The sequence below is a fragment of the Phytomonospora endophytica genome (assembly GCF_014202425.1).
GTDB lineage: Bacteria > Actinomycetota > Actinomycetes > Mycobacteriales > Micromonosporaceae > Phytomonospora > Phytomonospora endophytica.
On record NZ_JACHGT010000014.1, the window covers coordinates 1 to 21,517 of the forward strand.

Annotated in this window: 19 protein-coding genes; 8 read left to right on the forward strand and 11 right to left on the reverse strand. The window is 69.9% G+C overall.

The features are described from left to right. Positions 1–91: 91 nt before the first annotated feature. The 3 genes from HNR73_RS27935 to HNR73_RS27945 all read right to left on the reverse strand — a co-directional run bounded on the left by HNR73_RS27935 (position 92) and on the right by HNR73_RS27945 (position 2,767). Positions 92–1,309 carry an aminopeptidase gene (locus HNR73_RS27935; protein WP_184790640.1) on the reverse strand — a complete coding sequence of 406 codons (1,218 nt, stop codon included), beginning with the start codon at positions 1,307–1,309 and terminating at the stop codon, positions 92–94. 17 nt (positions 1,310–1,326) lie between these two features. Beyond that, complete coding sequence (locus tag HNR73_RS27940; RefSeq protein ID WP_184790641.1) at positions 1,327–1,845, reverse strand: winged helix-turn-helix domain-containing protein; 519 nt, start codon at positions 1,843–1,845, stop codon at positions 1,327–1,329. Positions 1,846–1,939: 94 nt separating this feature from the next. After that, complete coding sequence (locus HNR73_RS27945; protein WP_184790642.1) at positions 1,940–2,767, reverse strand: isocitrate lyase/PEP mutase family protein; 828 nt, start codon at positions 2,765–2,767, stop codon at positions 1,940–1,942. A gap of 67 nt (positions 2,768–2,834) precedes the next feature. Between HNR73_RS27945 and HNR73_RS27950 the strand changes: the two genes are divergently transcribed. Together HNR73_RS27950 and HNR73_RS27955 are read left to right on the forward strand one after the other, a co-directional pair. Continuing rightward, positions 2,835–3,311, forward strand: coding sequence for a P-loop NTPase family protein (locus HNR73_RS27950; protein WP_184790643.1), 477 nt, complete (start codon positions 2,835–2,837; stop codon positions 3,309–3,311). A 38-nt stretch (positions 3,312–3,349) separates the two neighbouring features. Beyond that, on the forward strand, positions 3,350–4,117 hold the full coding sequence (locus tag HNR73_RS27955; protein ID WP_184790644.1) for an alpha/beta fold hydrolase: 768 nt from the start codon (positions 3,350–3,352) through the stop codon (positions 4,115–4,117). 18 nt (positions 4,118–4,135) lie between these two features. Here the strand turns inward: HNR73_RS27955 and HNR73_RS27960 are convergent, their stop codons facing one another. Continuing rightward, positions 4,136–5,770 (reverse strand): glycoside hydrolase family 99 protein, encoded by a 1,635-nt coding sequence (locus tag HNR73_RS27960; protein ID WP_184790645.1) that lies wholly within the window; start codon positions 5,768–5,770, stop codon positions 4,136–4,138. 196 nt (positions 5,771–5,966) lie between these two features. Here HNR73_RS27960 and HNR73_RS27965 point away from each other — a divergent pair, with 196 nt between their 5' ends. The 5 genes from HNR73_RS27965 (at position 5,967) to HNR73_RS27985 (ending at position 8,993) form a co-directional block, all read left to right on the forward strand. Further along, entirely contained in the window at positions 5,967–6,398 is a 432-nt protein-coding gene (locus tag HNR73_RS27965; protein WP_184790646.1) for an SRPBCC domain-containing protein, read from the forward strand. Further along, a complete protein-coding gene (locus HNR73_RS27970) occupies positions 6,388–6,735 on the forward strand; it encodes an ArsR/SmtB family transcription factor (protein ID WP_184790647.1) in 348 nt (115 codons plus the stop codon). The genes HNR73_RS27965 and HNR73_RS27970 overlap by 11 nt, the downstream gene beginning before the upstream one ends. After that, complete coding sequence (locus HNR73_RS27975) at positions 6,732–7,115, forward strand: VOC family protein (RefSeq protein ID WP_184790648.1); 384 nt, start codon at positions 6,732–6,734, stop codon at positions 7,113–7,115. The genes HNR73_RS27970 and HNR73_RS27975 overlap by 4 nt, the downstream gene beginning before the upstream one ends. Positions 7,116–7,287: 172 nt before the next feature. Then, positions 7,288–8,358 carry a hypothetical protein gene (locus HNR73_RS27980; protein ID WP_184790649.1) on the forward strand — a complete coding sequence of 357 codons (1,071 nt, stop codon included), beginning with the start codon at positions 7,288–7,290 and terminating at the stop codon, positions 8,356–8,358. A 26-nt stretch (positions 8,359–8,384) separates the two neighbouring features. Beyond that, a complete protein-coding gene (locus HNR73_RS27985; RefSeq protein ID WP_184790650.1) occupies positions 8,385–8,993 on the forward strand; it encodes a hypothetical protein in 609 nt (202 codons plus the stop codon). Here HNR73_RS27985 and HNR73_RS40190 read toward each other — a convergent pair. The 7 genes from HNR73_RS40190 to HNR73_RS28020 all read right to left on the reverse strand — a co-directional run bounded on the left by HNR73_RS40190 (position 8,990) and on the right by HNR73_RS28020 (position 17,023). Further along, positions 8,990–10,162 (reverse strand): M23 family metallopeptidase, encoded by a 1,173-nt coding sequence (locus HNR73_RS40190; protein ID WP_239122244.1) that lies wholly within the window; start codon positions 10,160–10,162, stop codon positions 8,990–8,992. The two genes, HNR73_RS27985 and HNR73_RS40190, sit on opposite strands and share 4 nt — an antisense overlap. Further along, positions 10,159–10,902, reverse strand: coding sequence for a DUF11 domain-containing protein (locus HNR73_RS27995; RefSeq protein ID WP_184790651.1), 744 nt, complete (start codon positions 10,900–10,902; stop codon positions 10,159–10,161). Before HNR73_RS27995 ends, HNR73_RS40190 begins: the two co-directional genes overlap by 4 nt. A gap of 39 nt (positions 10,903–10,941) precedes the next feature. Continuing rightward, the gene (locus HNR73_RS28000) at positions 10,942–12,348 is read right to left on the reverse strand and encodes a choice-of-anchor A family protein (RefSeq protein ID WP_184790652.1); all 1,407 of its coding nucleotides are present in this window, start codon (positions 12,346–12,348) and stop codon (positions 10,942–10,944) included. Positions 12,349–12,424: 76 nt separating this feature from the next. After that, a complete protein-coding gene (locus HNR73_RS28005; RefSeq protein ID WP_184790653.1) occupies positions 12,425–13,342 on the reverse strand; it encodes an HAD family hydrolase in 918 nt (305 codons plus the stop codon). Further along, positions 13,339–14,301, reverse strand: coding sequence for a formylglycine-generating enzyme family protein (locus tag HNR73_RS28010; RefSeq protein ID WP_184790654.1), 963 nt, complete (start codon positions 14,299–14,301; stop codon positions 13,339–13,341). The genes HNR73_RS28005 and HNR73_RS28010 overlap by 4 nt, the downstream gene beginning before the upstream one ends. After that, entirely contained in the window at positions 14,298–15,527 is a 1,230-nt protein-coding gene (locus tag HNR73_RS28015; RefSeq protein ID WP_203686600.1) for a class I SAM-dependent methyltransferase, read from the reverse strand. The genes HNR73_RS28010 and HNR73_RS28015 overlap by 4 nt, the downstream gene beginning before the upstream one ends. Next, a complete protein-coding gene (locus HNR73_RS28020) occupies positions 15,524–17,023 on the reverse strand; it encodes an arylsulfatase (RefSeq protein ID WP_184790655.1) in 1,500 nt (499 codons plus the stop codon). Before HNR73_RS28020 ends, HNR73_RS28015 begins: the two co-directional genes overlap by 4 nt. Positions 17,024–17,356: 333 nt before the next feature. Between HNR73_RS28020 and HNR73_RS40935 the strand changes: the two genes are divergently transcribed. Further along, positions 17,357–21,496: a LamG-like jellyroll fold domain-containing protein gene (locus tag HNR73_RS40935; protein WP_184790656.1), complete on the forward strand. Its 4,140-nt coding sequence runs from the start codon at positions 17,357–17,359 to the stop codon at positions 21,494–21,496. Positions 21,497–21,517 lie beyond the last annotated feature (21 nt).

The following is a 21,517-nucleotide window of genomic DNA, read 5'->3' on the forward strand; positions in this document are numbered from 1 at the left end:
GCCAGCAAACCGTCTAAACCCGCAACCCACGCATCGAGATCAACCGCCACCACAGTCCACAGTATACAAATAACAAACCACAGCTGTAGTACTAGTCCCCGAGCAGCCACACGTCGGCCTCCAGGATCGTTCGCCTGCTTCCGTCGGTGTGGACGCCGGTGACGGTGACGTCGGGGCCGCCGACCATGAAGTCGGTGTGGACCTTCGAGACGTTGAGGCCGAGGGCGTCGCGTTCCTCGTGGGTCATCTTGTCGGCGCCGGAGATCGCCTGGGGGAGTCCCGCGCCCCAGGCGAGGTGGCAGGTGGCGTTCTCGTCGAGCAGTGTCTCCAGGAAGGTCTCGCCCGAGCGGCCGATCGGTGAGGTGCCGTCGACGAGCGCGACCTCGCCGAGGCGGGCGGCGCCCAGGTCGCTCGCCTGGTGGCCGCGTACGACGTCGGCGCCCGAGGAGGCCCGCACGTCGGTGACCAGGCCGCCGCTGAAGGTCAGTTCCAGATCGCGGACGAGGCTGCCGGCCAGCGCCAGCGGCCGGGTGGAGCGCACGGTCCCGTCGACGCGACGGTGGTCGGGCGCGGTGAAGATCTCTTCGGATGGCAGGCAGGGCACGTAGAAGCGTCCGTCGGCGGCGTGGAAGCCGACGACGTCCCACGTCGCGCTCGGGATGAGCCCGATCGTCAGGTCGGTGCCGGGGCCTTCGAAGTGGACGGCGTCGAAGGCGTGGTCGTTGAGCACGGCGGCGCGGTCGCCGAGTCGTGCGAGGTGGGTGCGCCAGGCGCGGACCGGGTCGGGTTCGTCGAGGCGCAGGAAGTGCTTGAGGTGGCCCCACAACCGGGCGGTGTCGGGCTCGCCGAAGACCGCGCGGGCCCAGCCGGGACCGGGGTAGGCGACGAAGGTCCAGCAGACCAGGTCGTTGGTCTGCAGGTGGTAGCGCGAGGCCAGGCCGGGCATCCGGTCGAGACCGGCGCGCGCCGGGTCCACATCGGACAGCAGGTCGGGGTCGGCGTCGCCGCAGATGTTGATGATCACGCCCTGCCGTTCGCCCAGCTCGTGGTTGCGGTGGTCCAGCCAGGAGGGCACCTCCGGGAGGGTGGCGGCGTCGGCGTGGCGGATCCGGGAGCGTTTGGCGTGGACGTCGAAGTACCAGATGTCGACGTAGCGGACGCCGCGCGCGTAGGCGCCCTCGGCGAGCGCTCGGGCCAGTGGTGCGTGTTCGATCTCGGCGTTGATGACGACGAGGTCGTCGGTGCGGACGGGAACGCCGACCTCCAGGACGAGGTCGGCGTAGGCGGTGAGGTCGTCGGTGGGGATCATCGTCGGCTCCAAGGGGGTCAGGAGAGTTCGAACAGGGAGGCGGTCATGCTCACGCGCACGCTGTCGTCGGTGTGCGGTTCACCGGCCCGGTCGTGGACGAGCCGGACGGCTTCCTCGACGAGGGCGACGGCTCGCTCCCAGCTCTCGCGCGGCAGCCAGACCTCGGCGTCGGCGGTGATCCGCCGCGCGGTCATGGCCGCAAGGCGGCGCCGCTGGTCGGCCGCGACGGCTTCGTGGACGAGGGCGGGGGCGCCGCCGGAGCGGTCGAGGCGCTCCTCGTTGGACGGGTCGTAGGTGTAGCGGCGAGGTGGCTGGCCGCGCCCGGTGCGCGCGGCCGGGTCGGGGTCGGCGCGGCGAAGGAAGCCCGCTGCGGCCAGTTGCCGGAGGTGGTAGCTGGCCGAGCCGTGGGCGATGCCGAGTTCGTCGGCGACCTCGGTGGCCGACATGGCGGTGCCGGTCAGCAGCGACACGATGCGGATGCGCAAGGGGTTGGCCAGTGCTCGGAGGGGAACCAGCTCCTGTTTATCCCAAGACATGTTGGAATATTAGCGTGGGGTGGGCCGGTCCACCACTCCCGGGAGTGATGGACCGGCGTCGTCAGTGCCGAAACCGCTCTCGGTCGAGAAGTCCTCAGGCCGCGTCCTCGGAGAGCAGCGCGCCGACCGCGACCCGCAGATCGGCCATCGCCGCGTGATAGAAGCGCGGTCCGTAGGACACCCGGGCCACCCCGAGGCTCCGCAAGGTGGCGAGGTCGAGGTCCGCGCCGCTGTTGCCGTTCACCGGACCGGGCAGCCCCTCGACGAGCTCGCCCAGGACCCCGCGATCACCGACACCGATGGGGTAGACGCAGTCGGCGCCCGCCTCCCGGTACAGGCGTCCACGCCGGATCGTCTCGGCGACCCGCTCCTCATCCGGCACCCCCGCCGTCGGCAGGAACACGTCGACCCGCGCGTTCACCACGATCGGGACCCCGGCGTCGTCGGCGGCCGACCGCACCTCGGCCAGCCACTGCGCGTGAGCACCGGCGTCGAGCAGGCCCCCGGCCCGATGGTCACCGTCTTCAAGGTTGCAGCCGACCGCACCGATGTCGAGGAGGCGATCGACCAGCTCCCGGGCCCGCAGCCCGTAGCCTCCTTCGGCGTCGACGGTGACCGGCACATCGACGGCGCGGGCGACCCGCCCGGCGGCGGCGAACATCTCCTGCCATGGCGCGCCCTCCCCGTCGGGATACCCCAGCATCGCCGCGATGGCGTTGCTGGCGGTGGCCACGACGGGGAAACCCGCCTCCACCACGACCGCCGCGCTGGTGGCGTCCCAGGCGTTGGGCAGGACGAGCATGCCGCCGTGATGGAGCTCGCGAAGCCTGACGGCTCGGGCCTTGAGATCGTTGCTGTTCGGCGTGCTTTCCCGGTTCGCGCCGTGTCGCGGGCGCACTGTTTCCCCACTGTGAAGGCTCATGAAGGGTTAGACACCGACGAGGCCGGGGAGGGACCGGTGGGGCGGCCCGTTCTGCCACCATGGCCCCATGCGACGCGTGATCATCCTCGGCCGTGGCGGTGCCGGGAAGTCCACTCTCGCCACCGCCCTTGGCGCCGCCAGCGGTCTTCCCGCCGTCGAACTCGACGAGCACTTCTGGGGACCCGGCCTGGAGGCGACACCCCGTGAGCGGTGGGCCGAGGTGCAGGCGGAGCTCGCCGCCGCCGAGCGGTGGATCATGGACGGGGACCTCGGGCCCTACGACGTTTTGGAGGTTCGCCTTCGCCGGGCCGACACCGTCTTGGTGCTCGACTACTCCTTCCCGCGTTGTGCCTGGCGCGCTTTGCGGCGCTCGTGGGAGCGGGCCGATTTCTGGGTCTGGGTGTGGTCGTGGCGTCGGCGGAGCCGACCGGGGATCCTCGACGCGATCGCGACGCACGCCGGCGATGCCGAACTGCACGTGTTGCGGAGTCCGCGTGCGGCGGAGCGGTTCCTGGCGGGGGTCGCGGTGATCCCCGAGGCGTGACATGGGCCCTCCGGCGAGCTGGTGGCTATGCTCGCGCGGTGGGTGAGATCGCCGTACTGCGCGAAGGTTCCGGTCCGCAGGTCCTGCTCGTCCACGGCGGCGCCGGGCCGCGCACGACGTGGCGCGGACTCGCTCCGCTCGCCGAACGCTGGACTCTGGCGACCGTCCACCGCCGCGGCTACCCGCCGAGCCCTCCACCGCCGGGCGGCCAGGACTACGAGACCGACGCCCGCGACATCGCGCCACTGCTCGCCGGGCGACCGCACGTCGTCGCCCATTCCTACGGCGTCCTCGGGACGCTCATCGCGGTGGCCGCCGCACCGGGCGGCGTCGCTTCGCTCACCCTGATCGAGCCGCCGCTCAACTACCTCGCCGCCGACGATCCCGACGTCGCCCACCTCCAGCGCATCGGCGACGCCGTCCTCTCCCACGGCATGGACGCCGACCCCTCCGAGCTGCGCGAGTTCCTCCGTCTCGCGGGCGCGCCCATCGGCGACGGCCCGATCCCCGCACGCGTGGCCGCCGGTGTCCGGCGAGCGCAGGGCGCTCGCCTGCCCAGTCAGGCTCGCCCGGACCTCGACGCGATCGCCGGTGCCGGGATCCCCGTGCTGGTCGCCTCGGGCGACCACGCGGTCGCGCACGAGCGGATCTGTGACGCCCTCGCCGGCGTCCTCGGCGGTGAACGCGGTGTGTGTGCCGGTGCCGGGCATTTCGTCCCGGCGGCGCCGGGCTTCGCCGAAACGCTGGAGGGCTTCCTGCGTGAGAACCTCGACGGCGGGCCTCGCCGAAGGCCGCCGTCGAGGTGAGATGTGCCCGGATCGGTTTTAGGAGCGGTAGATCTCGAAGGCGGAGATCTGCCCGGCGGGCCACCCCGTGTTCGACGCGATCGTCAGCCGGATGTGGCGCTGCGTCGTGGCGGGGAAGGTGATGGTGACCTCGGGGTTGAAGGTGTGGCCGGTCGCGCCGGTGATCGGGGTGAAGGCCGATCCGTTGGTGCTGCCCGATACCGCGATGTTCTGCACGCGCGACCCCCAATGCGCGGGGAGCTTCAGCACGATCCGGCCGACGGAGACCGCGGCGCCGAGATCGACCTGTAGCCACTGCGGGAAGCTGCCGTTGACGCTCTCCCAGTAGGTGCCCTGGTTGCCGTCGACGGCGGCGGCGGCCGGGTAGCCGCCGTTGGTGCTGCTGGCCTGGACGGCCTTGCCGCGGGCCAGATCCGACACCGGCGGCTGGCCGGTCATGGGTGGTGTCGGCCGGACGGCGGTCAGGGGTGCGGCGCCTTTGAACATGGCCCCGGCGTCTTTGGTGATGCGCAGGTAGTAGTCGGCTGAGCAGGCGGTGCCGTCCTCGTCGAGGGTGACGAAGCTGGAGCCGGCCGGGATCTGGGAGGCGTTCTCGGCGGTCTTGGCGATCTGGTTGCCCTCGTTGTACTCATCGAACATGGAGATGTAGACGCCTTGTGCGCCAAGGCGGGTCATGTTGTAGAAGTGGCGCCAGTAGAAGTCGCCGTGGGAGCGGGCGTGGTTGGACAGGTCTCCGGGCATGACGCAGGGCTGGTAGTCGATGCCGCGGTTGTTGCATTCGGCCTGGTCGCCGAGGTTGACGTTGTTGTAGTACGAGTCGAGTTCGCCGACATTGGACGCGCGGCCGACCATCCACGGCGAGATCATGTCGAAGGCGGTGTACACGCCGAAGAAGCCGGGCCGTGAGTCGTTGATCCCCGTCCGCCACCAGGTGGGCACGCCGCCGATGACGTAGCAGCCCTGGGCCTTGAACCAGTTGATGACCTCAAGGCAGGGCGCCGGTGCGAAGGGGCGGCTCGGTTCGGCGAAGCCGAAGCCCCAGACGCACACGACCGGTTTGCCGTTCTGGCGGGCGTAGGCCGGTGAGGAGGTGTACGCCGACATCTTGTTGAGCCAGTCGGTCTTGATCTCCGACTGCATGCCGAGCCAGTTCGTGACGTCGTACATGATGTAGAACTTGCGGCCCCGGGCCTCGGCGGCCGCGCGGACCTTGACGGTGATCGCGTCGCGGATCGGGCCTTCGCCGCCGGTGGGGTTGAAGCGCTGCAGCGCGGCGGTGTCGCAGCCGTTGTCCTGCATCCAGCGAAAGTGCGTGTCGATCGTCTGATCGTCGTGCTGGGAGAACAGTCGCGCCTGCTGGCCGTTGCCGAGGTTGGGCCAGGCGGTGGGGTAGGAGCGGGTGTAGTCGCGCATGTCCGGCCAGGACACGATCGCGTTGTTGCCCGACGACGGGGGCTGACCCCAGTTGCCGCTCCAGTGCCACCAGCCGTTGAGGGGGGAACCGTCCCCGATGGCGGCGAACCATCCCTGGTAGCCGACGGTCACCTTGCCGACGACGTCGCCCGGTGGGCTCGCGGCGGCCGCGGGTGACGGGAGTCCGGATAAGGCCGCCGCGGCGGACGCGGCCAGCAGGGTTCTGCGAGAGATGGTCATGGACGGCACTCCCCTTCAGGGACGGGTGAGGTGCGGAGGTCACATCCCGACCAGCGTAGGGACTGCGACAAAGTTCTGCAATAAGTAGACGAAACATTGCGTGAAACCAGACCTAGCCCGTGCTCCTTGCCGATCTCTATCGCAACCTGTACGTTGCCATTGATGGCAACCGCAAGGTTGCGAAGAAGGAGTGGACATGGTCGCCGACACCATCGAACGCGTACTCGTACTCCGGCATCCCATCGAAAAGGTATGGGCCGCCCTCACCACCGCCGAAGGACTCTCACGCTGGTTCGGCTCGATCGCCGACATCGACCTGCGCCCCGGCGGACGCGCCTTCTTCCGCTGGGACGACCTCGACGACGAGACCGTCGCCACCATCGAGACCGTCGACCCCCCACACCGCTTCTCCTTCCGATGGCGCCTCGAAGGACTCCCCGAAAAGACCTCCCCACGCACCCTCGTCGAATTCCGGCTCGAACCCGTCCCCGAAGGCACCCGCCTGCACCTCACCGAAAGCGGATTCACCCAAGCCGCCGACCACATCGCCCGACCCGCCCACGACGCCAACAGCCACGGCTGGACCGCCGAACTCGCCGACCTGGAGACCTACCTCGATGCCGCCTGACGCCGACGAACAGGCCGTCGCGGTGTTCACCGCCCTCACCGACCCGACCCGGCGGACGTTGCTGGACGAACTCGCCCGCACCGGACCCGCGACCGTCACCGAACTCGCCCTCCGCCTGCCGATCAGCCGCCAGGCCATCGCCAAACACCTCGCCCAGCTCGCCGACGCCGGCCTGATCCGCCCCGGCGAAACCGTCGGCCGCCGCCTCCCCTACCGGCTCGACCCGACCGCCGTCCGCGCCGCTCAGGCGTGGCTGGCCACACTCGCCAACCGCTGGGACGACCGCCTGACCGCACTCGAACACGCACTCGACACCGACGAAGGAGACACACCATGAGCAAGCCCGCCTACACCGCCGGCCTCAACATCGCCATGAAGATCCCCAAAGCCGACTACGAGGCCACCGTCGCCTTCTACCGCGACACACTCGGATTCGACGTCAAGGAAGACGACGTCTCCTACGCCCCGACGGTCTCCCGAACCCACGCCGTGAGCTTCGGACCCAACACCCTCTGGCTCGACTGCGTCGACAACTACGCCAGCCCCGACTTGTGGCTGCAACTCCACACCGATGACCTCGACGCCGCCACCGGCCAACTCGCCGACATCGGCGTCCACCCCTGCGACGAGGTGGAACCCTTCGACAGCACCGAAACCCGCACCCACTGGATCAAGAATCCCGCCGGAATCGTGCACCTGCTCGCCGAAACGCACTGACGCGCGGACAGGCACACCCGCCGCGGTTGAACGGGTACCCACCGCTGTCCTCTCCGTCTCCCTTAAGGCCGGGCCACTCCACACACCCCGCGCCTACGGTGGCCTTCTCCCAAGGAAAGGCGGCCTCGATGACGCACGCGGTCCGCACGACACTCCGGCCGGCGGTGACCTGATGCTCTTCGTCAACAACGTCAAGATCCTCCCCGGCAACGCCAACAACACCCACCCTTTAACGACGAACCACCCCAACGACACCGTCGTCCGCGACTACCTCGACTGGCAGGAGGCCTTCGACCACGCCGACGGCCACACCGACCACGTCGGCAACCTCGGCCCCCACGCCTTCTGGCCGGGCGTGTGGCTCCGCTTCAGCCGGAACGGTCTCAACATCCTCGGTGAAGACCACACCGAGGTCGATCTGGAGCAGGTGATACCCGCGCTGGGCATCACCAGCTTCACCTACGAACAGTTCTCCGCCGACGTTCTGGCACCGGGGTCGTTCCTCCGCGCCGCCTACCTGGTCGAGAACAACGCCATCCTCACCAGGATGGGTGTCAACCTGGCCGGGAACCTGCAGACGGTCGGCGGGGAGTCGCTCTACCCCAAGATCGCCGACACGATGGCCGAGCTCGACCCCTACTTCGACCACGACGCCGACTTCCCGATGCTCAACATGTGCTCAGGCGGCGGCCGCTACCTCGGCCAGCCCGACCAGCGCTACCTCAAGATCGGCTGGGCGCACGCCAGGGACATCGCCGCCGCCCCGGTCACGGCCAAGGAACAGGCACTCGCCCTCGTGGTCAACCAGACCACGGCGCTGCTGGATCCCTACATCGCCGGCCTGCCCGTCGACGGCTACCTCGGCGACACCCTCGTCCAGGCCGCGCACGCCGACAAGTACGCGCCGCTCCTGGCCCTCGCCCGCGCCTACGTCGACGTCATGCTCGACCGGGCCGTCAACGACCCCGCCCTCGGCAACAACGAGAAGGCCGACCTGGCCGCTCTCCCACAGGACGAGTGGTGGGAGCAGAAGAGACTGTTCGCCCGCTGGCGCAACTACCACTTCGCCGTCGTCGTCGCCCAAGCTGCCGGCAACGGCGTCCGCTACGCCGGAATGGGCGACTACCACCGCCGCTGGCTGCTCAAGAAGAACCTCATCCCACCCAACACCCACGCCTACGACCTGTCCTATCTCCGGTTCGCCGTGACAGTCCGGAACACGCGGATCCTCAGCCATCGCTGACCACCACACCAGGAAGGGGCCACGTGATGGCCACCGAACGAAACGTCCGCGCCCGACTCAGCCACACCCGCAGCCTCCCGGGCACCTTTCCACTGAAGTGCGAGGTGACCATCTGGTGGCTCGGTGACCGCTTCCACGTCCGCGACACCTCCGGCCGATCGGCGAGCCAGGTGCTCGGCGACGCCGCCGCCCCCGAAGGAATGGGGCGCCAGCCGCGCACGAAAGAGGAGTTCATGGACACCTACGCCGAACCCGACGGCGCTGTCGACATCTTCGGCGCACGCTCCACCGAGTACGGCCTGATCGTGGAAACGCCCGGATCGGACAAGTACGAGGTCGAGACCAAGACGCTGCTCCCCGCCGCCGAGCGCCTCTTCACCGCAGACCTCGCCGGCATCACCGCCGGTGCCCGCGGCAAGCTCCTGGGCCGCGACACCATCGAGTACGTCAGCTTCCTCGGCGGTGAACGGGGCGGATTCCACCACCGGGTGCGCCGCGTCGTCGCCGGACCCTATGTCCTGCTCCACGAGGTCACCGACGAACTCGGCGGCACGGGCAAGGCCCGCACCGAGGTCGTCGCCCTCGACGAGGGCGTCGTCCAGCCCGCCGACGTGCAACCGGGTTCACCCGCCTAAGGGCGCACGCCCGTGGCGAGCCAGGGCAGCGGGTCGACGGAGTCGCCATCGACGCGGACCTCGAAGTGGAGATGCGGGCCGGTGGAGGCCCCGGTGCTGCCGACCCGGCCGATCTCCTCACCGACGGCGACCCGCTGCCCCTTGTCGACCTCGATGCGCGACTGGTGGGCATAACAGGTCCACAGGCTCTGCGCGTCGAGGCTGCCGTGGTCGATACACGTCAGGAGCCCGTACCCGCCGTTCTCGGCGGCGTAGACGACGGTGCCCGCCGCGGCGGCGTGCACCGGCTGCCCCGAGGGCGCGGCGATGTCGATGCCCTCATGGACCTGCCAGCGGTGGTAGTACGGGTCGTATCGCGGCCCGTGTCCACTCACGACCGGACCGGCCAGGGGCGGCTGAAGGCTGCCCCGGCGCGGACGCTCGACCTCCCCACGCAGCACCGAGGCCTCGTCCTCAAGACGCTCGATCTCCTCATCGGCTCCGCTGACCGCCTCGGTGATCGCCTCGGCGGTGGTCTGCCGGAGGTGCATGTCGGCGGCGAGCCGCCCGATCAGGACGGCCAGATCGGCCGCCTCCCGGCGCTCGCCGTCGGACAGGTCGCCTCGTGCCGCGACCCCTTGCAACAGCACGGCGGGGTCGGTACCCGTGGCCGGAAGACCCCAGCGCGCGTCGGCGTCACTCAGGGCGGTCCCGAGAGTGTCGGCGAGCCCGACGAGATCGGCGATCACCTCATCGGCGTCGTGGCCGGAGCGGTCGATGGTCTCGTGCAGGTAAACGATCCGCTCGCGGATCCGTTTCAGCCGCGCGGTGTCGTCGTTGGTGCCCTTCGGCAGGCGCAGCCACGGCAAGGGTTCGGCGGGCGCGGCCGACGGCTCGGGCGAGGAGCTCGGCTTCGGGGTCTTGGACCGTCGCGACGGTGTGGGCGACGGTGAGTCCTTCGACGGTGTCGCCGACGGTGTCGCCGACGGTGACGGCGAGCCGCTGTCCGATGGGGACGGTGTCTCGGGCTCCGACGGCGAGGGTTCGTCCAGGCTCGGGCTCGCCGAGGGTTCGTCGCGCCGCTCGGAGGCCGACGGCTCGGCGCGCGGGTCGGCCGAGGCGGTGCCGGGCGGCGCCAGCAGAGCCACGGCGAGAGCCGCGGCGAGGATCGGCCGGTGCCGGCGGGTCATCGGCTCACCTGCTCGGTGGCCGCGGCGCGGCGCGCGAAGCGGGCCCGTACGCGCCCGGCCAGGCTCCCCGCGGGTTGCCGCAGCGCGGCGAAGGGATCCCGGCGCCGGGCGAGGAAACCGGCCGCCATCGCGGCCACCGCCACCGCCAGGAGCAGTGTGAAGATCGTGTACAGGGGTGTCCGCGACGGTTTCGGCGCCGCGGCGGCGACCGCCGCCGGTGCCGACGCGACGGGCGCGGCCTCCTCGACGGGCACCGGGTCGAGGAGATAGGCGTTGGCGGAGGTGTCGTCGGCGGTCCGCGGGCCGGGTGCGGCCGTGCCGACCGCGGCGGTGTTGCGGACCAGCCCGCCGAGTGGGGGAGTGGCAGCGAGCCTTCCCCGCAGTACCACCGTCAGTGGGGCGGCCTCGCCCGTCGGCCGCAGTTTCGACCAGTGGCAGGACAGCGCGGTCCCGTCGGTGAGTGTGCAGTGCCCGCCGTCTTTGAGGTCCGCGGTGACGACCGGGAGGCTCGTGGTGAAGGAGACCGCGACGTCCGTGGCCGTGGCCGGGCCGCGGTTGCGGATCGCGATCCGGTGTTCCACGGGCTCTCCCAGACCGGCCCCGAACGGTTCGGTCGTCAGCTCGACGGCGACGTCGGCGCTCGCCGGCTCCGCCGCCGCATCCGGTGCGGCGGCGAAGGACGCCACGAGCGCGACGCAGACCAGGGCGTGCCCGCCCGCGCGTGCGATGGACATGGTCATCTGGAAGGTCTCACCTTTCCGGGGGACGAACGGGCGGAGTCACTCCTGGCGTCGCCGTTGCAGCATCATCAAGACCGCGGCTCCCGCCGCGAACAGCAGCACACCGATGCCGACCATCGTCAGGAAGCGCCCACCGGTGATGGGGAGCCCGCCGGGCCTGTCCGGCCCGGTCGTGGTCGGCGTGTCCGGCGACGTGGGGCCGGGTGATGACGTGGACGGTGACGCGCTGGGGCCGCTGCTCGACGGGCTCTCGCTCGGCGACGGACTGTCCGAAGGACTCTCGCTGGGGGAAGGACTGTCGCTCGGCGACGGGCTCTCACTCGCCGACGGGCTCTCCGAAGGACTTTCCGTCGGGCTCGCCGTCGAGTCGCTCGGCGACGGCGTCACCTCGCATGCGGGGAGGTCACCGTCGAACGGGTAGGCGTGGAACTCGTTGCCGGTACCCCCACCGCTGCCGCCGTGGACGAGGTCGCCGACGGTGAAGAATCGGCCGTTGATGCCCGGCGCGGTCACCGTCGTCGTGCCGCCCGGCTCGCCGATGAGGAAACTGCCCTGCCACTGCGCGGTTCCGCCGATCTCGACATCGGTGGCGTCGGGGATGTTCCAGAGCATGTTGTCCCGCAGTGGTGTCCACGTGTCGGGGGCGCTGCCGGTGACCTTGGCCGTCCAGTCCGGTGTGGTCACGTTGACCAGGACCGTCGCGCCCGCCGGGATACCGGTGAACTGCAGGTCGACGGCACCGCCGGAGGCCGTCACGAGATCCTGGTCGACGTAGAACACCTGACGGGCAGACGTGCCGTTGCCCGTGAACGTCGCCACGGGACCCGCCTGACTGCTCGGATAGGTCACCGTCCCGGTCGCGGGCACCTCGGATGTGTCGGCGTAGCAGTCCGAGGCCTCTTCCAGCTGCCCGGCCAGGTCGGCGTAGGGCGCGAAGGCGTCGGCGTCGGTGACGTTGTCGGCGGCCTCGATGGTCCCGGTCGCCGTGCCCGCGTGCCGCACGACACCGCCCCCGCCGGGGTCGGCGCCGACGGCGTCGAGGATCTCTCCGGCGTCGACGGTGATGTTCCCGCCGGTCACCAGCCAGTCGGCGCCCGAGGACGGCGGTACCCGCGACCCGACACCGACCACGCCGATGTTGTACCGCCCGCCCGACGCACGGTCCTGGTCGAAGTCACCGCCGACGACGATGCGCCCCTCGGCCTCGGCGGCCGACTCACGCACGCGGTAGTCGCCGCCCACGAAGATGTTGACCGCATCGTCGCGCCCGGCGAAGTCACCGTTGTGCGGCGGATACGGGTACTCGTCGGGACAGTCGCCCGGCACGCATGGACCGAGCCCCCCGGGAAGCGGATCGGCGACGCCGGGCATGGCCAGCAACAGTCCGGTGAGGACGGTCGCGGCCGCGGCGACCGCCACGATCGACACACGAGCACGAGTCCGCATTCGCCCAGATTAGCAAGAGTAGACCCGTATGTACCTTATAGACAGTCGCAGGTGGATATGAAATAGCCACCGGCGCTCACGAACGCGACGGGAACACCTGATCCCAGTCATCGGCCATGCTCACCGTGGTCCACCCCAGCCGCTCGGCGACCGCCGTGATCGGCTCGGCCTCCTCGAAGGTCGCGGCCATGCTCCGGTAGGCGAACTCACGCTCGGCGTCGTCATGATCGATGAGGATGGCCAGACCGCCGTGCGCCGACGACCGCGCCCACTCCAGCATCTCCCGGTCACCACCGGAATTGCCCGCCGCGACGATCGGCGCACGCCCGGTCTGGGACTGGATATGGGAGATCTTCGCCGGCCCCTCGTTGGCCGCCCCCATCGACGACACCGTCCGGCGCAGCACCGGCCGATCGCGATCGTCACGCCCGAACTCGTAACCGATCATCGTCCCGACGACCAGCTCAGGCGCAACCCCGTAAAGCCGCGAGCTGATCCGCCGCACGAACTCCGTACCACCACCGGTCACGATCCCCACGGTGAAGTCATGCGCGCGCAGCTCCTCGATCAGTTCCAGCATCGGCCGATACACCAGCGACGCGAGCCCCACACCGAACACCGGATGCCGGTAACGCTCGACGAAGTCGTCGACCATCGACGCGAACTCCGCCGGCGTCAGCCCGTCGCACAACGCGGCGAGCGCCCCGGCGATCTTCGCCAGCCCCAGCTCACCGATCCTGGCCGCGTCGTCGTCGAGCACGGCGGCCAGCTCGGGACGACGCGCCAGCGACGGATCCTCGGCGGCCCGCCGGCGCAGCACGTCGACGAAGAAGTCGTACTGGACGTAACCGGGCCGCTCACACCACATGGTGCCGTCGTTGTCGAGGTAGGCGACCCGCTCATCGACGGGCACCTCGCCGATCCCGTCGAGATGGCCCAGGATCGCGTCCCTGGCCGCGCCCGGGCGCCAGGACGGAAGTCGTTCGGTGCTCATGCGCCCTCCTCAACGGCCGGGTCCCACGCGCAGCGAAACCCGACATGGCTCATGCCGGTGTCGACCGGCTGCGGCCGCCGCGCCGCCGGGCGATACCGCAGGCAATAGGTGTCGGCGCACAGATGCGACCCGCCCTTGATCACCTTGCGGGGGACGCGGAACTGGGGCTGGGCGGCATCGAAACTGCCCGCGACCTCCCCACCGCGCGGATCACCCGGGACGCAGCAGGGCTTGACCGCGTCGTCGGAGTGCCGCGCCGACCACCAGTCGCCGGTCCACTCCCAGACGTTGCCGGCCATGTCGTGCAAACCGAAACCGTTGGCGGGAAACGACCCCACCGGCGATGTCCGGTCCCACCCGGACTCACCCGTCGAACGCCACGGGAAGTCCGGGCCGTCCCAGGTATTGGCCATGACCCGGCCCTCAGGCCGCGCCCGCTCCCCCCAGGTGAACGCGGCACCGTCGAGACCCCCACGGGCGGCCAGCTCCCACTCGGCCTCCGTCGGCAGCCGCGCACCGGCCCAGGCCGCGTAGGCGACCGCGTCCTCATACGCGACCTGCACGACCGGATGCTCGCCACGGCCGTCGATCGAACTGCCGGACCCCTCCGGCCGCGACCAGCACGCCCCCGGCCGCCAGGTCCACCACCGACTCAGGTGGCGCAGATCCACCGGACCGGCCGTCGGCGTGAACACCATCGACCCCGCCACGAGATTCTCCGCGGGCGCGCCCGGAAAGTCGGCCGGATCGAGCGGCCGCTCGGCCACCGTGCGATACCCCGTGGCCGCGACGAACAGCGCGAACCGCCGGTTGGTCACCGGATCCCGGTCGATCCCGAACGCGCTCACCCGCACACGATGGGCCGGCGCCTCCTCCGGATAGTGCTCGTTCGAACCCATCGTGAACTCGCCGCCGGGAAGCCCGACGACGTCGTGTCCGATGAGGACTTCCTGGCTCATGAGGTCGCTCCTGAAGCGTCGAGGACCACCAGGTCGCCCCGGTACAGGCGCTCAACGAACGACCGCGCCCCCGATCCGAGCTCGCCGATGGTGCGGGTGCCGTCGATGCGGCGGAAGGTCGCCAGTTCGGCGGCGGTGACGAAGGTGACGAGGTCGGTTTCGCTGTGGGCGCGATTCAGCAGCGCCGCCGCCGCGCCGGGCGGGAGCCGGTCTTCGACGGCGATCGCGGTCGGTACCCGGATCGGCCGCCAGCCGTCGGCTTCGGGGTCGGTGAAGTCGACGCGGCCGGAGGTCTCGTCGGCGTGGTCGAAGGCGATGACGGTGTGGCGCAGGAGTGTGCCGCGGAACAACTCCAGCGCGGCGTACTGCTCGGCGCCGGGCAGGGCGGCGATGCGTGCGGCGTGTGGTGTCTCGCTGATCGACCCGCAGTCGGGGAGGTAGGGCGCCTGGCGGGCCCAGCGGCCGAACCTGAGTCCTGCGGCGGTGAGCAGTGCGAGCAGTTCGGGGACGGTGTAGGCCCGGTCGCGGGGGTTGAGCAGGGCGTCGGCCAGAGAGTCGTCGTCGCCGAAGTCGCGCGACTGGCGCAGCAGACGGCCCAGCGGGTGGGCGGTGGGGAGCTCGCGCAGGGTCGCCACCAGGTCGGCGAGATCGTCACCGCCGGTGGTGACGCCGAGGCGCCGGCAGTAGTCCTGCATCAGGTAGACCCCGGCGCGACCGTAGGGCGCGTAGACCATGAGCGTGACCGCACCCCCGGGCGCCAGCACGCCCCGAAGCGCGCGCAGCCCGGCGAGCGGGTCGGCCAGGTGGTGCAGCACCCCGGTGCACACGACATGGTCGAAGGTCTGCCCGAGCTCGGCGACGTCTTCGATGGCGAGCCGGTGGACGGCCAGGTTTCCCAGCGCGTACCGGTCGGCGAGGCGGCGGGTGTGCTCGACGCCGCTGGAGCTGACGTCGACGCCGACGACCTCGTCGCCGGGGCGCTGTAGCGCGTGCCGGGCCGCCTGCGTGGTGCCGCACCCGGCGATCAGGACACGGCCGGCCCCGGTGTGGGGCCGGCCCGGCCAGACGAGGTGGTGAGCCACCCGCTGCCCGAACCGGCCGCCGTCGCCGGCCGCCACGGCGTCGAGATCCCTGGGCGGTGGCGGGTACGGGTGGCGGTCGTAGAACCGCTCGATCACGTCACCGCCGTACGCGTTCAAGGTCGCCATGCCGGGATCGCTGGTCATCCGCTCTGGATACCGGCCTTCAGTTTCGCCACGACCTGCTCGATGTTGAACGACGCCGGTTCCTGCCGCGGCGGGAAGGTCTGCAAGGTCTGCAGGAGTTCGGCGACGTACATCTGCGCCGGGATCAGCAGGTAGGCGTGGCTGATGAGCCAGTCGAAGTAGGTGTTGGAGGTGATGTCGGCCCGTTCGTACGGGTCGGTGCGCAGGTTGAAGATCTTCGGGACCCGCAGTTCGGTGTAGGGCTCGACCCAGACCTGCAGAGTTCCGGCGGCGCGCTGCTCCAGGAAGACGATCTTCCAGTTGTCGAAGCGCATGGCGGTCAGGTCGCCGTCGTCGGAGACGTAGAAGAAGTGCCGCCGGGCGCTCTTGTCGCTCTGGCCGGTGATGTACGCCAGCTGGTCATGGCCGTCGAGATGCACCCGGTAGGACGTCCCGGCCAGATCGGTGCCCTCTTTGAGCTGTTCGGCGACGTTGGGATTGCCGGCCGCGGCCAGCAGCGTGACGAACCAGTCGTTGTGGCTGACGATGTCGTTGAGCACCGTCCCGGCGGGGATCTTCCCCGGCCAGCGGACCAGGCACGGAACGCGGTAGGCGCCCTCCCAGTTGGAGTCCTTCTCGTTGCGGAAGGGGGTCATGCCGGCGTCGGGCCAGGAGTTCATGTGCGGGCCGTTGTCGGTGGAGTACATGACGATGGTGTTGTCGGCGATGCCGAGCCGGTCGAGCTCGTCGAGCACCTGCCCGACGATCTCGTCGTGGTAGAGCATCGTGTCGTGGTACGGCGACTGCCAGCGCCCGGCCCGGCCGAGATCCTGCTCCCTGGTGTGGGTGCGGAAGTGCATGTGGGTGGTGTTGAACCACACGAAGAAGGGCTTGTCGGCCTCCTGCTGGCGGCGCATGAAGTCGATGGTGGCGTCGCGGAACTCCTCGTCGCAGGTCTCCATCCGCTTCTTCGTCAGCGGGCCGGTGTCCTCGATGCGCTGGGTGCCGTCGCCGTTGGCCCAGGCCTTGACGACCCCGCGCGGACCGAAACGCTCCTTGAAGTTCGGGAACTCCTCCGGCGTCGGGTAGTCGGGGTCCTCGGGCTCCTCCTCGGCGTTGAGGTGGTAGAGATTGCCGAAGAACTCGTCGAAGCCGTGCATCGTCGGCAGGTACTCGTCACGGTCACCGAAGTGGTTCTTCCCGAACTGGCCGGTGGCGTAACCCTGCTCCTTGAGCGCGGTCGCGATCGTCGGATCCTCCGCCGCCAACCCGATCTTGGCGCCGGGGAAGCCGACCTTGGTGAGACCCGTTCGATAGGGATTCTGGCCCGTGATGAACGCCGCCCGGCCGGCCGTGCAGCTCTGCTCACCGTAGTAGTCGGTGAAACGCACGCCCTCGTCGGCGATCCGGTCGATGTTCTCCGTGCGGTAACCCATCAGGCCATCGCTGTAGCAACTGAGGTTGCTGACGCCGATGTCATCGCCCCAGATGATCAGAATGTTCGGCTGTTCGGCCATTCCATCTCCCTCAGGTCGCCGGGACGGTCCGGCGCCTCGGTCCGGCGCCTCGGTCCGGAGCGGCGGTGCGTCCACCGGGAGCATCGTAGCCAAATTCAGACCGGTATCTCCCGGTTTAGGCCGAGTCGAGGGCATGCTTCGAGCGGAGACGGTCGATGGCCGGCCAATGCGGCGGCTGTCGGCTCCCGTCACCTGCACCTGCACCTGCACCGGGGAAGTTCGGTCGGCTCAAGGAAGGCTCAAGGTTCGCGGTGCTCATGAGTCCTAGCCTCAGACGCGCCCCCGAGGAAGCCCTTCCTCGCACAACCGCATAGAGCACCTGTGAGGCGCCACGTGAAAAGCCCACTGTCTCTCGCCCGTGTCGCCGTCCTCCCCGTGACGGCGGCCTTACTGCTCCCCGTCGCATGGGCGATGCCAGCCACGGCCCAAGAGGTCGAGCCCCCCGATCCGGACCTGCCGGCCGTCGAGTGCCCGCAGTTCGACGGACCACCGCACGCCGACGACGAACTCACCGCCTACCGATACGCCCTGGCCTGCAACGTCGACGTCGAGGTCACCACCCTGCGCGACATCGACCGCGAGGTCTTCGCGACCCCGGACAAGACCTTGGAATCCCACATCGCCGTAGCGCCCTACCAGGTCAAAGACAGCGACGGCGGCTGGATCCCGATCGACGCGAGCCTCGTACCCACCGGCAGCGGCTCCTACACCTCGGCGGCGACGGTCGTCGACATCACCGTCGGCGCCGGCGGCGACGCCCCCTTCCTCACCGCCACCGATCCCGGCGGCGGCGCGCTCTCCCTGAGCTGGCCCGGCGGCGCGCTCCCCGCACCGGTCGTCGCCGGATCACTCGCCACCTACCCCGAGGTCTTCCCGGGCGTGGACCTCGCCGTCCAGGCCGAGCCCGTCGGGTTCTCCTGGGTGCTCGTCGTCAAAACACCCGAGGCCGCGGCAGACCCCGCGCTGGCCACCGTGGCCGTGGACATCGCGGCCACCGGCCTCACCGTCACCGAGAACCCCGCCACCGGTCACATCGAAGTCGCCGACGCCACCGGAAACCTCGTCTTCGAGGCCGGGCAGGCGATCATGTGGGACTCCTCGATCGCCGGAGGAGGCACCGCCCCGGCCGCGGCGACCGACGCCGTCGAGGCCCCCGCGACCGATCCCGGAAAGATCGCCGACGTCGAGGTCGAACTGACCGCCTCGGGCATCGACCTCATCCCCGACCCGGCGATGCTCGCCGACGAGACGGCCGTCTACCCCGTGTACATCGACCCGCCGTTCACGTCATCCCGCAAGTCCTGGGCCAACGTCTACCAAGGCCGCTCAGGCGAGGGCTGGACGGGCGACTCCAGCTGGCCTCGCGCCGGCGGCATGCGCGTCGGCAACAACACATGGTGGGACTGCGGTGACGGCTGCGGACTGTGGCGCTCGGTCATCACCCTCAACGTCGGCAAGCTCAGCGGCAAGTACGTCGCCTCGGCCGCCGTGAAGGTCCTGCAGACCCACACCGCCGGCTGCGGCGCCTACGGCCTTGAGCTCTGGCGCACCGAGAAAACCGGCAACGGCGTCTCCTGGAACGGCGTGAAGTGGCTCTACGGCAAGCAACTGGAGACCCAGTCACCACCGTCGTCGAACACCACCGGTTCCTGCGGTTCGGGAAACTCCCACGAGTGGGTCGCCTACGACGGCGCCGAAGTGAAACGGCGCGTCCAGTCAGCCGCCGACCAGGACTACGACACCGTCTCCTTCGGATTCCGTTCATCCTCCGAGAGCGACCCCTACCAGTGGCGACGCCTGAGCACCGACTCGGTGCGCCTGGAGGTCGTCTACTACATCTACCCGCCCAAGCCCGACCAGCTCACCATCGACGGCACGACATGCCAGCCTCTCGCCGAACGGGCACCGTGGATCCCGTCGGCCACACCAACCCTTCAGGTGCGGGCACGCACCTATGAGTCGGAGTCGGTGTACGTGCGCCTGCGTGTCCGCAAGAACGGCGCATCCTCCAACCTCTGGTACTACCGCACACCCGGCGCGGTCGGCACCAACAGCCCGGTTCCACGCATGATCACACCCGGGTTGACCGACGGCTCCTACTACTGGCAGGCCCGCGCCGACTCACGGCACACCGACGCGGTGAACTCCGACTACACCGCCCCCTGCTACTTCAAGGTCGACGGGACGAAGCCGACGCTGCCGGGCATCACCGTCACCAGCCCCACCGGATCCATCACCGCCGGGCAGACGGTCAAACTCGCCATCACCTCCACCGACCCGGTCGTCAACGGGGTGAGTTCGGGAATCCGGAGCTACCAATACGACCTCGGGACCGGCGAGTTCGACAAGGGAGACTACTCCGATGGCTCCTCGTCGATCGCGATCCCGAACGTCCCCGCCGGTCGCAGTGTCGTCAACGTCCGCTTTTTCGACCGTGCCGGGAACCCGTCCGACACCAGGCAGTACACGTTCTTCGCGGGCAGTGTCATCAGTCCGGTGCCGATGGGCGCGTGGCGCCTGGGCGGTGACACCGCCGACGACACCCCGCACAAGAACGACCTCGTGCCGGCGACGGGCAGCGGGCCGGTGTTCGCCGAGTACCCGGCCGGTTCGGGAAACCGGGCGCTCAAGCTCGACGGCAAGACCTGTCTGACCGGGCCCGCCCCGGTGGACACCGACGGCGCGCTGACGGTGTCCCTGCGCGTGCGGATGGACGCCAAACCCGCCGAGCACGCGAAGGTGCTCACTCAGGGCGGCCCGGACCACTCCGCCTACCAGGTCCAGTACGCCACGGCGACGAACACCTGGTCGTTCTCGATGCTGTCGGAATCCTACGAGTGGTACAGCGTCACCGCTGCCAACCCCGCGGCGCTCGGCACATGGCTGCACATCATCGGAACCTACGATCCCGACGCCGGGATCACCCGCATGTACTTCAACGGCCTCCTGGCCGCCGAGCGGACCGTCGACTTCGTCCCGTGGAACGGCCGGAGCACCTTCGGTGTCGGCTGCCTGCGCGGTGCGGGCGGCAGCACGGGGCACTTCCTGACCGGTGCGCTCGACGACGTCTCCGTCCACGCCGGCCTGCTGTCGGCCGCGGACATCAAAGCCATGAAGGCCATGCCGTCGGGTGAGGTCGGTCGCTGGGAGATGCGGGGAAACGGCGCCGACGCGACGCGGTTCGGCCGCGGGCTGACGCTTCCGGCGAGTTCGCTGACGGCCTTCGACCCCTTCGGGCGCCCACATGGAGCGCTCGTGCTCGACGGTCAGTCGTGTGCGACCGGCCCGGCGTTCGTCCCCGGTGACGACACCTTCGGCATCAGCGCCTGGGTCAGGCCGACCGTTCTGGAAGGCGGCACGCGGGTCTTCCTCGGGCAGGCCGACGCCGCCGGTGACGGCTTCGTCGTCGGCCTCAACCCGGACGGTGAATGGTTCTTCGGTTCCGCCCGGGGCCTGCTGACCGGTGTCACGGCCGACCGCGACGAACCGGTGATCGCGCCGATGTCCAGCGGCGACTACATCCCGCCGGACGGTGGCTGGCAGAACGTCGCCCTCCAGTACTACGGAAGCGGCAACTGGACGCTCCACATCGACGGCCGGTTCTACGACCCGAAAGGACACAGCGGCGGCGAGCTGACCGGCGTGCCCGGCGTCGTCGGCGGCGGGCTGACGATCGGCTGCGCCGACTTCGGGTCCGGTGCCCGCAACCGGTTCACCGGCCTGGTCCACGATGTGCGCGTCTGGCGTGGGCTGAAGGACTTGTCCGACGTCGCCGAGATGTTCGCCGACCAGCCCGCCGAACTGGAGGGCCGCTGGCGGCTGGAGGGCAAGGACGCCTCCATCGGCAACGACAACTCCGGCAAGGACCACCACTTTCTCCGGGAAGGCACCACCTCCTTCACCGACGGCTACAACTGCGCCGACTCCGACAGCGCCATGGAGATGTTCGGTACGGGCAGCGCGGCCACGAGCGGCCCCGTGATCGCCACCGACGAGTCCTTCACGGTCACCGCCTGGGTACGTCTGGACACATTGGACACCTCCGCGACGTACGTGTCGGCGGCCGGGCACCACAACACCGGCTTCCGCCTCCAGTACGACGCGGTCAACAAGCGCTTCCAGTTCGTCATGACCAGCGCCGACGCGCCCAGCTCCGCGACCGGGTTCACCTGGTCGATCGCGCGCGGGACCGCGCAACCCCAAGTCGGCTACTGGTACCACCTCGCGGGCGTGTTCGACCTGCACGCAGGGAAGATGCACCTCTACGTCAGCGGGGACAAAGCGGCCAGCACCGACGGCCCGGCCAGCCCCTGGCGCGCCGAAGGACCGCTCGTCCTCGGCGCCACCGCCACCATCGGCGGCGGACGAACCAACCGCCTCGACGGCGCGATCGACGACGTCCTCGTCTGGCAGGGCGTCGTCCCCGACCACATCTTCGGGCAGATCGCCGCAGCCCCGGTCCGGGCGTGCTGACGGCCATGGAGAAACGGAGCA

Excerpts from the sequence above, each read along its gene's own strand:
- HNR73_RS27970 (WP_184790647.1), top strand. The coding sequence starts at position 6,388 with ATGCCGCCTGACGCCGACGAACAGGCCGTCGCGGTGTTCACCGCCCTC.
- HNR73_RS28005 (WP_184790653.1), bottom strand. The coding sequence starts at position 13,342 with ATGAGCACCGAACGACTTCCGTCCTGGCGCCCGGGCGCGGCCAGGGAC.
- HNR73_RS27950 (WP_184790643.1), top strand. The coding sequence starts at position 2,835 with ATGCGACGCGTGATCATCCTCGGCCGTGGCGGTGCCGGGAAGTCCACT.
- HNR73_RS27945 (WP_184790642.1), bottom strand. The coding sequence starts at position 2,767 with ATGAGCCTTCACAGTGGGGAAACAGTGCGCCCGCGACACGGCGCGAAC.
- HNR73_RS27935 (WP_184790640.1), bottom strand. The coding sequence starts at position 1,309 with ATGATCCCCACCGACGACCTCACCGCCTACGCCGACCTCGTCCTGGAG.
- HNR73_RS27985 (WP_184790650.1), top strand. The coding sequence starts at position 8,385 with ATGGCCACCGAACGAAACGTCCGCGCCCGACTCAGCCACACCCGCAGC.
- HNR73_RS28020 (WP_184790655.1), bottom strand. The coding sequence starts at position 17,023 with ATGGCCGAACAGCCGAACATTCTGATCATCTGGGGCGATGACATCGGC.
- HNR73_RS27975 (WP_184790648.1), top strand. The coding sequence starts at position 6,732 with ATGAGCAAGCCCGCCTACACCGCCGGCCTCAACATCGCCATGAAGATC.
- HNR73_RS28015 (WP_203686600.1), bottom strand. The coding sequence starts at position 15,527 with ATGACCAGCGATCCCGGCATGGCGACCTTGAACGCGTACGGCGGTGAC.
- HNR73_RS27995 (WP_184790651.1), bottom strand. The coding sequence starts at position 10,902 with ATGACCATGTCCATCGCACGCGCGGGCGGGCACGCCCTGGTCTGCGTC.
- HNR73_RS27960 (WP_184790645.1), bottom strand. The coding sequence starts at position 5,770 with ATGACCATCTCTCGCAGAACCCTGCTGGCCGCGTCCGCCGCGGCGGCC.
- HNR73_RS28000 (WP_184790652.1), bottom strand. The coding sequence starts at position 12,348 with ATGCGGACTCGTGCTCGTGTGTCGATCGTGGCGGTCGCCGCGGCCGCG.
- HNR73_RS27940 (WP_184790641.1), bottom strand. The coding sequence starts at position 1,845 with ATGTCTTGGGATAAACAGGAGCTGGTTCCCCTCCGAGCACTGGCCAAC.
- HNR73_RS28010 (WP_184790654.1), bottom strand. The coding sequence starts at position 14,301 with ATGAGCCAGGAAGTCCTCATCGGACACGACGTCGTCGGGCTTCCCGGC.
- HNR73_RS27980 (WP_184790649.1), top strand. The coding sequence starts at position 7,288 with ATGCTCTTCGTCAACAACGTCAAGATCCTCCCCGGCAACGCCAACAAC.
- HNR73_RS27965 (WP_184790646.1), top strand. The coding sequence starts at position 5,967 with ATGGTCGCCGACACCATCGAACGCGTACTCGTACTCCGGCATCCCATC.
- HNR73_RS40190 (WP_239122244.1), bottom strand. The coding sequence starts at position 10,162 with ATGACCCGCCGGCACCGGCCGATCCTCGCCGCGGCTCTCGCCGTGGCT.